The following is a 13,278-nucleotide window of genomic DNA, read 5'->3' on the forward strand; positions in this document are numbered from 1 at the left end:
CCATCAGATTACCTTGGCCCGTGTCAGGTCATGAATATGCAGGGCACCGACCAGTTTTCCCTGGTCGTCAGCCACCAGCAACTGGTTGATGCGATAAGTTTCCATAATTTCCACCGCTTCTACGGCCAGTTGTTCTGGCCGTATACGGCGCGGACTGCCGTGCATGACTTCGGCAATCTGCAACTGGGTAAAGTCGCGTGTGCCATCCATCAGGCGGCGCAGATCACCGTCAGTGAAGATGCCGACAATATACTGGTCTTTATCCACCACGGCGGTCATCGCCATACCTTTTTTGGTGATTTCCAGCAGCGCGGTTTTCAGCCTGGTATCAGGGGTCACTTGCGGGATGGCGTCGCCGGTGCGCATAACATCCCTGACATGGGTCAGCAGGCGACGGCCAAGCGAACCGCCAGGGTGGGAGCGGGCAAAGTCTTCTTCGCGAAAGCCGCGTGCATCCAGCACGGCAACTGCCAGCGCATCACCCAGTGCCAGTGTCACCGTGGTACTGGCAGTGGGTGCCAGGTTCAGCGGGCAGGCTTCTTTTGCTACATGCAGGTTCAGGTGCACATCTGCCAGTTTGCCCAGGCTGGATTCCGGGTTGCCGGTCATGGCGATCAGTTTGACCCCCAGGCGCTTGATGATGGGCAGGATGGACATCAGTTCAGATGCTTCACCAGAATAGGAAATGGCAATAAATACATCTTGCGATGTCACCATGCCAAGATCGCCATGTGCAGCTTCGGCCGGGTGGACGAAAAAGGAAGGGGTGCCGGTAGAGGCAAAAGTGGCCGCAATTTTGCGGGCGATATGGCCAGACTTGCCTATGCCAGAGACGACCACGCGTCCGTGGCAAGCTAACAACATATACACGGCTTCCGAGAAGCCGGCGGCGTCACCGTTACCCAGGCGTTTTTGCAATGCAAGCAGGGCATCGGCTTCGATTTGCAGGGTTTCGCATGCCAGTTTCAAGGCACGCTGCGTGGCTTCAGCCGTACGCACAGGTGCAGCATGGCCGTGGGAAGATAGGGCATTGAATTCGTTCATGCCCGCAGTATAAACGAAATCTGCAAAGCAAGAACTCTGCCAGTTGTAACGTAGTGAATATTGTTTGCCTTAAGGCAGGTTTCAGACGCGATAAATCGGCAATAATAGGAGACATGACAGGTCTAGACACTACATTATTATTGCTGGCAGCCGCCGTAATGGGCGTGGTCGGTTTCCGCATGCTGCAACTGCCGCCCATGCTGGGTTACCTGGTAGTTGGTATTTTAATTGGCCCATATGGCCTGGGTGTGGCGGAAGAAAGTGCCGTCACCCATGAGTTGGCCGAATTCGGCGTGGTTTTCCTGATGTTTTCCATAGGACTGGAATTTTCCCTGTCCAAACTCATGGCCATGCGCAAGGCGGTATTTGGCCTGGGCATGGCGCAGGTGCTGGTGACCATATTGACCAGCATGCTGTTTGGCTGGATCGCCAGCCGCTGGCTACCTCCCTTATTCAGGATCAGTTGGGAAGCTTCGTTTGCTCTTGGTGGTGCGCTGGCCATGTCTTCCACCGCGATTGTGTCCAAAATGCTCACGGAGCGGCTGGAGTTGGAAAGCCTGCATGGGCGGCAAATCATCAGCGTTTTGTTATTTCAGGATCTGGCTGTTGTCCCCTTGTTAATCCTGGTGCCAGCGCTGGCATCAAAGTCACCTGACCTGGTAAAAACCCTGGCGCTGGCCAGTGGTAAAGCCGTGGTGGTCTTGGTATTGCTGCTGGTGGTCGGGCAAAAAATCATGCGTACCTGGTTCAGCATTGTCGTCAAACGGCGTTCGCAAGAACTGTTCATGCTGAATCTGTTGCTGATTACCCTGGGTGCCGCCTGGCTGACAGAGAAGGCCGGCTTGTCAATGGCGCTGGGTGCGTTTGTGGCAGGCATGCTGATTTCAGAAACCGAATACCGGCATCAGGTGGAAGAAGATATCAAACCCTTTCGCGACGTGTTGCTGGGGCTGTTTTTCATCACCATCGGCATGCTGCTGAATGTGCGTCTGGTGATCGAACATTTCTGGCTGGTCCTGTTGTTATTGACTGGCCCGGTCTTATTGAAACTGATACTCATTGCTGCATTGGCCAGAATATTTGGCAATTCCACCAGTGTTGCCTTACGTACCGGCCTGGGTTTGGCGCAGGCAGGCGAATTCGGTTTTGTATTGCTGAACCAGGCCGGAGGCTTGCAACTGGTTGACCCCTTGCTGGTGCAATTGATACTGGCATCGATGGTGATTTCCATGCTGGCCTCACCTTTTATCCTGGCCAAGTCGGACGTCATCGTCATGAAATTCTCGGCCAATGAATGGATGATGCAATCCCTGGCCCTGACCCAGATTGCGGCCCGCACCATGACTACCAAGAAGCATGTGATCATTGCCGGCTTTGGTCGTAGTGGCCAGAGCCTGGCGCGTATCCTGGCGGAAGAAAATATTGATTATCATGCACTTGATCTGGACCCCGACCGTATCCGCGAAGCCCAGGCTGCCGGTGCCAACGTGTCCTATGGCGATGCGGCACGGCGCGAGAGTTTGCTGGCGGCCGGTGTCAACCGTGCAGCGGCATTGGTGGTGACGTATACCAGCACGGCATCAGCCTTGAAGATCTTGCATTTCGTGAATGAAATGAATCCTAGTTTGCCGGTCATCGTGCGTAGCCATGATGATGTCGATCTGGAAAAACTCAGGGCGGCCGGTGCCACCGAAGTGGTGCCGGAATTGATGGAGGGTAGCCTGATGCTGGCCTCCCATGCGCTGGTCATGCTGGGTGTACCCCTGCGTCGCGTGGTGCACAGGGTGCAGGCAGCCCGCGAGGCGCGGTATGAATCCCTGCGCGGTTTTTTCCATGGCGCCAGTGATGCGGCTGACAGCCCGGAAAACATGCAGATACGTTTGCACACCATATTCCTGACCGAACGTGCCAAGGCCCTGGGGCAACATCTGGCAGACTTGAAGCTGGGTGAACTGGGGGTGGACATCCAGGCCATACGGCGCGGCAAGACCAGGCTGGATCACGAGGATGCAATCGTTTTACAGAATGGCGACGTGGTGGTGGTCAGAGGAACTTCCGAAGCAGTCGCAAGAGCAGAGCAGCGGCTGTTAAAATAGCGGGTTATTTTTCAATTTGAAGGACATGCTTGATGTTTAATCCATCAGAGTACATAAAAGAACATATCCGCACTGTGGAAAACTGGCCACAGGAAGGCGTGATGTTCCGCGACATTACCCCCCTGTTGCAAAACCCCAAAGTATTTCGTGTGCTGATTGATATGTTTGTGCATCGCTACATGGACGAAAAGCTAGACGTCGTGGCTGGCCTGGACGCGCGCGGTTTCATTATCGGCTCTGTGCTGGCGTATGAACTGAACCTGGGTTTTGTGCCTATCCGCAAGAAGGGCAAGCTGCCTTTCCATACTGTTTCCGAACAATATGAGCTGGAATACGGTAGTGCCACGGTGGAATTGCATTCTGACGCCTGTAAAAAAGGCGACCGCGTGGTCCTCATTGATGACCTGATCGCTACCGGTGGCACCATGATGGCCGGCAAGAAATTGCTGGAACGCCTGGGGGCAACCGTGGTGGAAGGCGCAGTCATCGTTGATCTGCCCGAACTGGGCGGTTCAAAAATTATCCGTGACAGCGGCTTGCCCCTGTATACGGTGTGCAATTTTGATGGCCACTAAGTACTGAGCGTTTGCCAACATGCGTTTGTTTCATATTGAAGTAGCTGACCCGGCCTTGCCCGAGGCTGAGGTCTTGCTGGAAGAATTATCTGCCAGCCTGGCCAGTATCACGGGTGACAGTGGCCGCACTTCCTTTGATGTACAGGATGTGCGCGTACCCGGGGCCCTGTTTGTGCTGGCACGCGATGCCAGTGGCGTGGCGCTGGCTTGCGGTGCCTTTCGTCCCATGGACGAGGGCGTGGCTGAAGTCAAACGCATGTATGCGCGGGCAAACACGCTGGGTCTGGGTTCGGCGGTACTCGTCCATCTGGAAACTGCCGCAAGGCAATATGGTTACCGTCATTTGCGGCTGGAAACGCGCCTCATCAATCAGCGGGCCATCGCTTTTTACGAAAAACACGGCTATCAGCGCATTCCTAATTTTGGTAAATATGCAGGCAAACCGGAGGCAGTTTGTTTTGAGAAAAAGCTGGCGTAAGCAAGCCGATGTCATTTCTCACAAAACCGCTCTGGTGAAGTACGGTCGTCGGCGCAAGAAATCAGCAAAAAAGCCATAGCTGCGCTATACTTCAAGTCTTCCAAGGAGCGTTGCGACGAAACCCCAGGGTTTTTGCCAGGCTTGGAATACCCACAACTGCGCTCACGTTACTTTTTTCATAAGAAAGGAGGGCGTGATGAACGCCGTCGTTACAAGTACATCAAACACCACATCCCAGGATTTTTACGTTGCTGATCTCAGTCTGGCTGACTGGGGCCGTAAAGAAATTCGCATCGCCGAAACAGAAATGCCTGGCCTGATGGCTATCCGTGAAGAATTCGCTGCTACCCAGCCCCTGAAGGGTGCCCGTATCACCGGTTCCCTGCACATGACCATTCAGACTGCCGTGCTGATCGAAACCCTGCTGGCCCTTGGGGCAGAAGTGCGCTGGGCATCTTGCAATATCTATTCGACACAAGATCATGCAGCCGCAGCAATTGCTGCCGGCGGCACGCCAGTATTTGCTTTCAAAGGTGAAAACCTGGATGAATACTGGGATTTCACCCACCGCATTTTCGAATGGAAAGACGGCGGCTTTTCCAACATGATTCTGGATGATGGCGGCGATGCAACTCTGTTGCTGCATCTGGGCACACGTGCGGAATCTGATATTTCTGTTTTGGCCAATCCAGGCTCGGAAGAAGAAATCTGCCTGTTCAATGCCATCAAAACACACCTGGCCATTGATGGTACCTGGTATTCCAAACGTCTGGCTGCCATCAAGGGCGTGACCGAAGAAACCACCACTGGTGTACATCGCCTGTACCAGATGCATAAAGATGGCAAGCTGGCTTTCCCAGCCATCAACGTCAATGATTCCGTCACCAAGTCCAAGTTCGACAACCTGTATGGCTGCCGCGAATCCCTGGTCGATGGCATCAAACGTGCAACTGACGTCATGATCGCGGGCAAGGTTGCCGTGATTGCCGGTTACGGTGATGTAGGCAAGGGCTCTGCCCAGGCCATGCGTGCCTTGTCGGCTCAGGTTTGGGTAACAGAAATCGACCCTATCTGCGCATTGCAGGCAGCAATGGAAGGTTATCGCGTAGTGACCATGGAATATGCGGCTGAACATGGCGACATTTTCGTGACCACAACAGGCAACTACCACGTCATCAGCCATGCCCACATGCTGAAGATGAAGGACCAGGCCATCGTTTGCAACATAGGTCACTTCGATAATGAAATCGATGTTGCAGCGTTGAAGAAATACACCTGGGAAAACATCAAGCCACAAGTTGATCACGTGATTTTCCCTGACGGCAAGCGCATCATCTTGCTGGCAGAAGGTCGCCTGGTGAACCTGGGTTGCGGTACGGGTCACCCTTCGTATGTCATGAGTTCTTCTTTCGCCAACCAGACTATCGCGCAAATCGAACTGTTTGCCAATACAGCGAAATATCCAGTGGGCGTCTACACTTTGCCTAAACACCTGGACGAAAAAGTCGCCCGTCTGCAATTGAAAAAACTCAATGCACAACTGAGCGTGCTGACAGATGAACAGGCTACGTATATCGGTGTTAAAAAAGACGGCCCTTACAAGCCTGATCACTACCGTTATTAATCACCTTGAGCATCTATCCGGGTTTGCCAAAGGCAAGTCCGGATAGCTGCAATGAAGCTGTATCTGTGGCTACAGCTTCATCTATCTACAGACAGGAGCATGTATGCGTTTATTGGCAACCTGGTTGGTCAATGCGCTGGCTTTGCTGGCGATCCCTTATCTGATGTCGTCGGTGCAAATCGACAGCTTTGGCACTGCACTGGTGGTGGCCGTGGTACTGGGTCTGGTGAACACCATCATCCGCCCCGTGGTATTGATACTCACGCTGCCGGCCACGGTATTAAGCCTGGGTCTGTTTATCTTTGTCATCAACGGCCTGATGTTCTGGGGTGTGGCAAATGTGATAGATGGCTTCCACGTTACCGGCTTTTGGGCTGCAGTGGGAGGTGCCTTGTTGTACAGCGTGATTTCCTGGACACTCTCGACCTTATTGTTGCAACAGAAAAAAGATGAAAACGCCTGATTTCAGCATAGAATTTTTTCCGCCCAAGACAGCGGAAGGCACAGAAAAGCTGCGTGCAACACGGGCCAAGCTGGCCGAACTTAAACCTAAATATTTCTCTGTCACTTTCGGTGCCGGTGGTACGACGCAGCAAGGTACGCTCGACACCGTGACCGAAATCCGCCGTGAAGGCCATGATGCGGCACCGCATCTGTCCTGCGTTGGTGGCACTCGCGAATCGATACGCGCTATCCTTGACGAATTCAAGGCCAATGACATCCGCCGCCTGGTCGCCTTGCGCGGTGATTTACCCAGCGGTTATGGCATGGGTGGTGAATTCCGCTATGCCAATGAGCTGGTGGAATTTATTCGTGCCGAGACTGGTGACTGGTTCCATATCGAAGTGGCAGCGTATCCCGAAATGCATCCGCAGGCACGCTCACCGCAAGACGATCTGAATAGTTTTGTGCGCAAGATGAATGCTGGTGCAAATGCCGCCATCACTCAGTATTTTTACAATGCTGACGCTTACTTCCGCTTCGTCGAAGAAGCACGCAAGGCCGGTGTCACCGCCCCTATCGTGGCTGGTATCATGCCTATTACCAATAGCACACAGCTACAGCGTTTTTCTGAAATGTGCGGCGCAGAAATCCCGCGCTGGATACGCCTGAAACTGGCCAGCTATGGCGATGACACCGCCTCCATCAAAGCCTTTGGCCTGGATGTGGTGACTGCCATGTGTGAACGTCTGCTGGCAGGGGGCGCACCGGGTCTGCATTTCTATTCGCTGAATCAGGCGGCTGCGACTACTGCGATCTGGCAAAGACTGGTGTAGTACGGAAAAAATCAGTACTGAAAAAATCAGGGTAAGAGATTGCAAAATTATCTCTGATAAAAAATCCCCGGAAGATCTTATCTTTCGGGGATTTTTTATTGAAGAAAAAGTGAGTGCAAGCCCAGCCACAAATCAAAAAGACCAAACCCAAAGGCGCACACAGCATTGCAGCTTTATTACTAGCTAGGGCGACGGTGGCAAGCGGGCAGGATTCCTGCTGACTGGCCTTCTCTTGATCCAGCTCAAGAGACGCATTGCCAGCCTTACTACAATAGCAGCTTACACTATGGTGCTGGCGGGGATCAATTGGCAATAGAACTTTTTAATGATGGCAAACACATCTGCGTGATGTTTAATGACCTGCTGGATGACACGGCAGATCATGCTGTCCAGGCCAATCAATTCCTTGTCGTTTCTGAAGGTGAGGGGGCCTTGATTGATCCTTCCGGCAACCTGACGTATAACGCGCTATTGCTGGCAATACATAAGTATGTGCCGAAGAAAAATCTCAAATACCTGTTTGCCTCGCATCAGGACCCAGACATCATCGGCGCGCTCGACAAATGGTTAATGGGTACCGATTGCGATCTGTATGTGTCGAAACTGTGGTCACGTTTCGTGCCGCATTTTTGCAATCTGAACCGGGCGGAAGGGCGTATCGTCGGCATCCCGGATGAAGGCATGCCGGTGCGTTTGCGCGATACCATTATCTATGCCGTGCCTGCGCATTTCTTGCATGCAGAAGGTAATTTCCAGTTTTACGACAGCAAGTCAAAGATCCTGTTTTCCGGAGACGTTGGCGCTTCCATGGTGGATGCGCACGACATTGTAATGCCGATCACCACCAAGGCCCAGTTTTTAGAACATGTGCACACCATGGCCGGTTTTCATAAACGCTATATGGTATCCAACAAAGTGTGCCGGTTGTGGGTCAACATGGTCAGGCAAATGGATGTCGACATGCTGGTGCCGCAGCATGGCCGGTATTTCAAAGGCAGGGAAGCCATCACAGCGTTTCTTGACTGGATAGAAAACCTGCAATGCGGCATAGATTTGTTTACGCAAGAGCATTACCGCTTTCGTGCTTAGCGGTGACTTGCTGGTGAAAGGCAGCTTCTATTTTTCAGGACCTGGCAGTTTTCAATACGGCATAGTTGAGAGGCAGTGCGGTGGTGTTCTTGATGACTTCCATGACGAAGCTGGAACTGACATCTTGCAAGTCGGCCACTTTCACCAGCTTCTTGTATACCTGATCAAAGCCCGCCATGTCGGGTACGTGTACCTTCAACAAATAATCAATCTCACCGCTCATGCGGAAGATTTCGACGATTTCGGGAATGGCACCGACACCGGCGATAAAACGCTGCATCCACTTGTCATTATGCTGGGCAGCCTTCAGTGCCACCATCACCGTCAAACCCAGATTCAACTTGACCGGATCGCACAGCGTCACCTGTTGCAGTATGACGCCATCTTCCTGCAATTTTTGCACACGCCGCCAGCAGGGGGTGACAGACAGATGCACGGCCTGGGCCAGGTCGGTCAGTGCAATAGACGCATCTTTTTGCAAGATATTTAAAATTTCTAGATCTATTTTATCCATTTTTAATAAAAATTAGAAAATATTCCTAAAAATAGCATGAATTGGTCAAGTATTTGGTAAAAATTTTCTACCGGTGCTTGCTACGATGTTGTCATGCAGTGTGCCGGGTTGTCTTGGTATTGCCTTGATACGCAAGCCGGTGCGGGAATCAAACATGAAGAAATGGAACCGCTATGAATATCGTAGAGCCAGAATTGCAAACAGCAACCCGTCTTACCCATGCCGGGCGCAAAGGCAAGGCGCATTGTGGCCCGGTAAATCCGGCTTTGGTGCGGGCATCGACCATCCTGTTTCCGGATGTAGCGGCACTGAAAAATGCCTGCGGTACCCGACGTGCCTATGGCCGCCACGGCAATGAAACCACGCAGGCGCTGGAACAGGCCCTGTGTGCCGCTGAAGGCGCGGCTGCCTGCATGCTGACTTCCTCTGGCCTGTCTGCTGTGACCACCACGCTGCTGGCCTTGCTGCAGCCCGGTGACCATTTGCTGATGGTGGATACCGTGTATGACCCGACCCGTGATTTCTGTGATGGCCTGTTAAAGCGGATGAATATCAGCACGACGTATTACGACCCGCTGATAGGTCGCGACATCGCCGGGCTGATACAGGCGAATACCAAGGTCGTCTTTGTCGAATCGCCGGGCTCGCTGACCTTTGAAATCCAGGATATTCCGGCAATTGCTGCCCAGGCCCATGCACGTGGTGCCGTGGTGGTGTCTGACAGCACCTGGGCAACGCCGATAGGTTGGAATTCTTTTGATCTGGGGATTGATGTATCGATCCATGCCGCCACCAAATACATCGTCGGGCATTCGGATGCGCTGATGGGGGCCATTCTGACCACGGCAGCCCTGCACGAACCCATACGCAGCACTTACCGCCAGCTTGGCATGTCCATCGGTGCCGATGACGCAGCGCTGGCCCTGCGTGGCTTGCGCACCATGGCGGCGCGCCTGGCAGTACACCGTGAAAGTGCCAGGGTCGTCGCGCAATGGTTGCAGCAACAACCAGAAGTGGCTGAAGTGCTGTACCCGCCGCTTCCAGGTTGTGCGGGCCATGATTTATGGAAGCGTGATTTCAAATCTGAATATGCATGTGGCCTGATGGGCGCGGTGTTTCAGGCCGGTATCAGCGAACAGCAGGTGGCAGCCCTGATCGATAGAACCCGCCTGTTTGGCATAGGTTTTAGCTGGGGTGGTTTCGAGAGCCTGTTGCTACCGACCAGTCCGGCTGCTTATCGCACCGTGAATGCGGATAAATGGACTGCACCCATGCTGCGTCTGCATGTGGGCCTGGAAGATGTTGATGATTTGCTCAACGATCTTGCACATGGCTTTGAGGCTTTGCGCACTACAGCTGCAGTCCCGCAAGAGCGTTACCAGTTGAAGGCAGTGGTTTGATTTTCGCATACAGCCGGGAGCCTGAAAGAATCCCGGTTTTAGCTCAGCCTGCTACCCATTCATAGGCTTTTCTGAACAGGCTGGCGGGTGGCTGGCTGAATTCTTCAGCATGGTCTGCGCCAGGCTCATCCGGTTCCAGATGGCGCATCATGCTCAGGGTTTGCTGTTGGCGGATCAAGCCCTGGCGATTGATCAGGGCGATGGTGTGGGCAATTTTTTCTGCTGCCGCATCCAGATCCAGGTCATAGAAATCCTGGCCGCGTTTGCCCCGGCGATGATGCTGGAATTGTTTCAGGATTTCGTCGAGTGCCTGCCCGCAGTCTTTGGTATGCAGTTCAAAAACGCATTCGTAAGTACCAGGGATTAATTGTTGCAGATCACGATTCAGTTCCATCGCCTTGGAAACACCGGAGCGACGGGTGGCACCGATTTTATACAGGCCACTGCGCAGGCCATCGTTTTGCAAAATGTAGATGGTACCAGGAGTGCCATGCATGAATTGTGGTTCACGCGGCAGTGTCCTTTGTGTACGGTAAGAAGTAGTCATCTTGAAACCTGACATTCTGTAAAGGGATGTAGACGAGTCTACAAAATGTCGCCGGGGTTCAAGAGCCGGAATAAGAGGGTGCTTTGTGCTCTGTTCGTGGATTCGCTGTGAATCTGCTGTGAATTTGTAAGATCGTAAACACGTTCTAACAAGTTCTCCCCCTATCCTGAACCCTTCATCAGCTCAGGATTTTAGCCCGCATGCTCCCGTGCGGGCTTTTTTTTGAGGATGCTGGTGCGCAGACTTACGGTCCTGGCCGTTTGTCATAGCAATGTCATCTTCCAGCGCTACCATGCGGCCATCCTGAAAGTTTTTCCTCCAAAGGTCGGGATCTTTGCCCGCAGAATAATCTGCGGGCTTTTTTCTATTGCGCTGGTACCGGTGCTTGCGCTGGCGGTGGGCTTTCCGTCATGTCCAGGGTACGCACGCTGGCCCCGTTCAGGAATTCATTGAACATCCAGTCTCCGTCGGCATTGCTGATACCTTCAGGGACGGCGCGTTGCCCTTCGGGTTTGCCAGCCAGTGCTACCCGCATGGTATCTATCCAGATAGGCAGGGCCAGGGTGGAACCAAATTCACGCCCACCCAGTGATTTGGGGTCGTCATATCCCATCCAGGCGACTGCCACGACGTTGCCAGCATAGCCAGCAAACCAGCCATCGACGGCATCGCTGGTCGTACCGGTTTTTCCTGCCAGATCATGCCTGCCCAATTTGACAGAAGCGCTGGCACCGGTACCACTGCGTACCACTTCGCGCAACATGCTGTCGGTGATATAGGCATTGCGGGCATCGATGACCCGTGCTTCTTCCTGGGCCACGGCAGGTGGTTTGTTTTCAAACAAGACTTTACCCTTGCCATCGACCACCTTGCGGATCAACCAGGGGCTGACTGTATAGCCGCCATTGGCAAAGACGGCATAGGCTGAAACCAGTTGCAGTGGTGTTACCGAACCGGTACCCAATGCCATGGTCAGATTGGCCTGGTGCTTGTCTTTGTCAAAGCCAAAGCGTGGCAGCCAGTTTCTGGCAGTGTCCACGCCTATGGATTTTAATATCCTGACCGATACCACGTTTTTGGATTGGGCCAGGGCGGTGCGCATGCTGACGGGGCCATCATATTTGCCGTCGTCATTGCGCGGGTCCCAGCGCAAGGCATCTTCTGACGTCGCTGATAATTGAACATCATTGATCAGGGTGCCAGGATAAAACCCTTTTTCCAGTGCCGCAGAATAAATGAAGGGCTTGATACTGGAACCTGGCTGGCGCCAGGCACTGGTCACATGGTTGAATTTTTTGCGGTTGAAATCGAAACCACCCACCATGGCACGAAAGGAACCATCTTCTGCATTCAGGGCAACAAATGCACCTTCGACTTCAGGTAACTGGGTAACTGACCAATGTTTTTTGTTGTCCTTTTTGTTGTCTTGTATCACCCGGATGACCGCACCCGGACGTATCTTGAAGCCCGCTTTGGCCTTGTCTGCCAGTGCGGCTGCGGCAAAGCGCAAACCTTCGCCGGTGATTTCCACACTCTCGCCGGATTGCAATTCTGCCTTGATGATTTTGGTGGATGCCTGGGTCACCACGGCTGACAGCAATTTGTCATTGTCCGGGTACTTGCGCAAGATCTGGTCCATGACATCGTCACGCTCATCTTCATCCGCAGGCAGTTCGACAAATGTTTCCGGCCCGCGATAGCCATGCCGCTGGTCATAAGTCATCACGTTGCGACGCACTGCATCATAGGCAGCATCCTGTTCCGCCTTGTTGATGGTGGTGTAGACCCTGATACCCTTGGTGTAGGTATCTTCCTTGTATTGCGCAAAAATGCTCTGGCGTACCATCTCGGCGATATAGTCGCCTTGCGTTTCGAATTGCTGGCCTTTGACTACTTTGATATCTTCCTTGGCAGCGGCTTCCATTTGTGCCTCGGTAATGAAGCCATTTCTGACCATGCTCTTCAAGACCAGCAATTGCCTTTGTTTGGTTTTTTCAAAGTTGACGGCCGGATTATGCCTGACCGGATTTTGTGGCACACCAGCCAGCATGGCGGCTTCTGCCAGGCTGAGCTGGTCCAGTGATTTACCAAAATAAGTTCTTGCTGCGGCAGAAAAACCATGGCTGCGTTTACCCAGGAAAATCTGGTTCATATACAGTTCCAGGATCTGGTCTTTGCTGAGGGCATCTTCGATGCGGTAAGTCAGCAGAATTTCCTTGAGCTTGCGCGGTATGGATTTTTCGTTTGTCAGGAAAAAATTCCGCGCTACCTGCATGGTGATGGTGGATGCACCCTGATGAAACCCACCCCGCAAGTCAGCCAGTATGGCCCGTCCTGCACCTATGAAAGAGATGCCGCCGTGTTCATAAAAACGCGCATCTTCTATCGACAGCAGGGCATTTTTCATGACCGCCGGGATTTGTTTGATAGGTACAAAATCCCTGTGTTCTTCACCAAATTCACCGATTAATGCATTGTCTGCGGTATAGATGCGCAGCGGGATTTTTGGCTGGTAATCAGTCACCGCTTCCAGTGTCGGCAAATCGGGTACTACTACCAGATACACATAGGCTATGGTTGACAGTAAGACGGTGACGCTGGCACTGATGACAATCGTGATCCACTTCTTCATGG

General features: G+C 52.9%; 12 protein-coding genes and 1 riboswitch. Of the genes, 8 read left to right on the plus strand and 4 right to left on the minus strand.

Annotated features, from left to right (window positions below; genetic code table 11):
- Nucleotides 1-3 precede the first annotated feature (3 nt).
- Nucleotides 4-1,044, minus strand: coding sequence for a KpsF/GutQ family sugar-phosphate isomerase (locus ACO0K9_RS24165; protein ID WP_422989225.1), 1,041 nt, complete (start codon nt 1,042-1,044; stop codon nt 4-6).
- Between the two features lie 113 nt (nt 1,045-1,157).
- Between ACO0K9_RS24165 and ACO0K9_RS24170 the strand changes: the two genes are divergently transcribed.
- The 7 genes from ACO0K9_RS24170 to ACO0K9_RS24200 all read left to right on the plus strand — a co-directional run bounded on the left by ACO0K9_RS24170 (nt 1,158) and on the right by ACO0K9_RS24200 (nt 8,183).
- Nucleotides 1,158-3,140 (plus strand): monovalent cation:proton antiporter-2 (CPA2) family protein, encoded by a 1,983-nt coding sequence (locus ACO0K9_RS24170; protein WP_422989227.1) that lies wholly within the window; start codon nt 1,158-1,160, stop codon nt 3,138-3,140.
- 32 nt (nt 3,141-3,172) lie between these two features.
- Entirely contained in the window at nt 3,173-3,715 is a 543-nt protein-coding gene (locus tag ACO0K9_RS24175; protein WP_422989229.1) for an adenine phosphoribosyltransferase, read from the plus strand.
- A gap of 19 nt (nt 3,716-3,734) precedes the next feature.
- Nucleotides 3,735-4,193, plus strand: coding sequence for a GNAT family N-acetyltransferase (locus ACO0K9_RS24180; RefSeq protein ID WP_422989231.1), 459 nt, complete (start codon nt 3,735-3,737; stop codon nt 4,191-4,193).
- Between the two features lie 96 nt (nt 4,194-4,289).
- A riboswitch (S-adenosyl-L-homocysteine riboswitch) is annotated at nt 4,290-4,364 on the plus strand.
- A 25-nt stretch (nt 4,365-4,389) separates the two neighbouring features.
- On the plus strand, nt 4,390-5,817 hold the full coding sequence (ahcY, locus tag ACO0K9_RS24185; protein ID WP_422989233.1) for an adenosylhomocysteinase: 1,428 nt from the start codon (nt 4,390-4,392) through the stop codon (nt 5,815-5,817).
- 103 nt (nt 5,818-5,920) lie between these two features.
- On the plus strand, nt 5,921-6,280 hold the full coding sequence (locus ACO0K9_RS24190) for a phage holin family protein (protein WP_422989235.1): 360 nt from the start codon (nt 5,921-5,923) through the stop codon (nt 6,278-6,280).
- Nucleotides 6,267-7,094 (plus strand): methylenetetrahydrofolate reductase [NAD(P)H], encoded by an 828-nt coding sequence (gene metF / locus ACO0K9_RS24195; protein ID WP_422989237.1) that lies wholly within the window; start codon nt 6,267-6,269, stop codon nt 7,092-7,094. Before ACO0K9_RS24190 ends, metF begins: the two co-directional genes overlap by 14 nt.
- Before the next feature lie 306 nt (nt 7,095-7,400).
- Entirely contained in the window at nt 7,401-8,183 is a 783-nt protein-coding gene (locus ACO0K9_RS24200; protein ID WP_422989239.1) for an MBL fold metallo-hydrolase, read from the plus strand.
- Nucleotides 8,184-8,217: 34 nt separating this feature from the next.
- Here ACO0K9_RS24200 and ACO0K9_RS24205 read toward each other — a convergent pair whose 3' ends face one another.
- Nucleotides 8,218-8,697 carry an Lrp/AsnC family transcriptional regulator gene (locus ACO0K9_RS24205; protein WP_422989241.1) on the minus strand — a complete coding sequence of 160 codons (480 nt, stop codon included), beginning with the start codon at nt 8,695-8,697 and terminating at the stop codon, nt 8,218-8,220.
- Nucleotides 8,698-8,870: 173 nt separating this feature from the next.
- On the opposite strand from ACO0K9_RS24205, the gene metC reads away from it, so the two are divergent.
- Nucleotides 8,871-10,097, plus strand: coding sequence for a cystathionine beta-lyase (gene metC / locus ACO0K9_RS24210; RefSeq protein WP_422989243.1), 1,227 nt, complete (start codon nt 8,871-8,873; stop codon nt 10,095-10,097).
- Between the two features lie 43 nt (nt 10,098-10,140).
- On the opposite strand, the gene ACO0K9_RS24215 is transcribed toward metC, so the two are convergent.
- Both ACO0K9_RS24215 and ACO0K9_RS24220 read right to left on the minus strand, forming a co-directional pair.
- Complete coding sequence (locus ACO0K9_RS24215) at nt 10,141-10,644, minus strand: hypothetical protein (RefSeq protein ID WP_422989245.1); 504 nt, start codon at nt 10,642-10,644, stop codon at nt 10,141-10,143.
- Between the two features lie 364 nt (nt 10,645-11,008).
- On the minus strand, nt 11,009-13,276 hold the full coding sequence (locus ACO0K9_RS24220) for a penicillin-binding protein 1A (RefSeq protein WP_422989247.1): 2,268 nt from the start codon (nt 13,274-13,276) through the stop codon (nt 11,009-11,011).
- Nucleotides 13,277-13,278: the final 2 nt, after the last annotated feature.

Source organism: Undibacterium sp. Ji50W, from assembly GCF_049340445.1.
Taxonomy (GTDB): Bacteria; Pseudomonadota; Gammaproteobacteria; order Burkholderiales; family Burkholderiaceae_D; genus Undibacterium.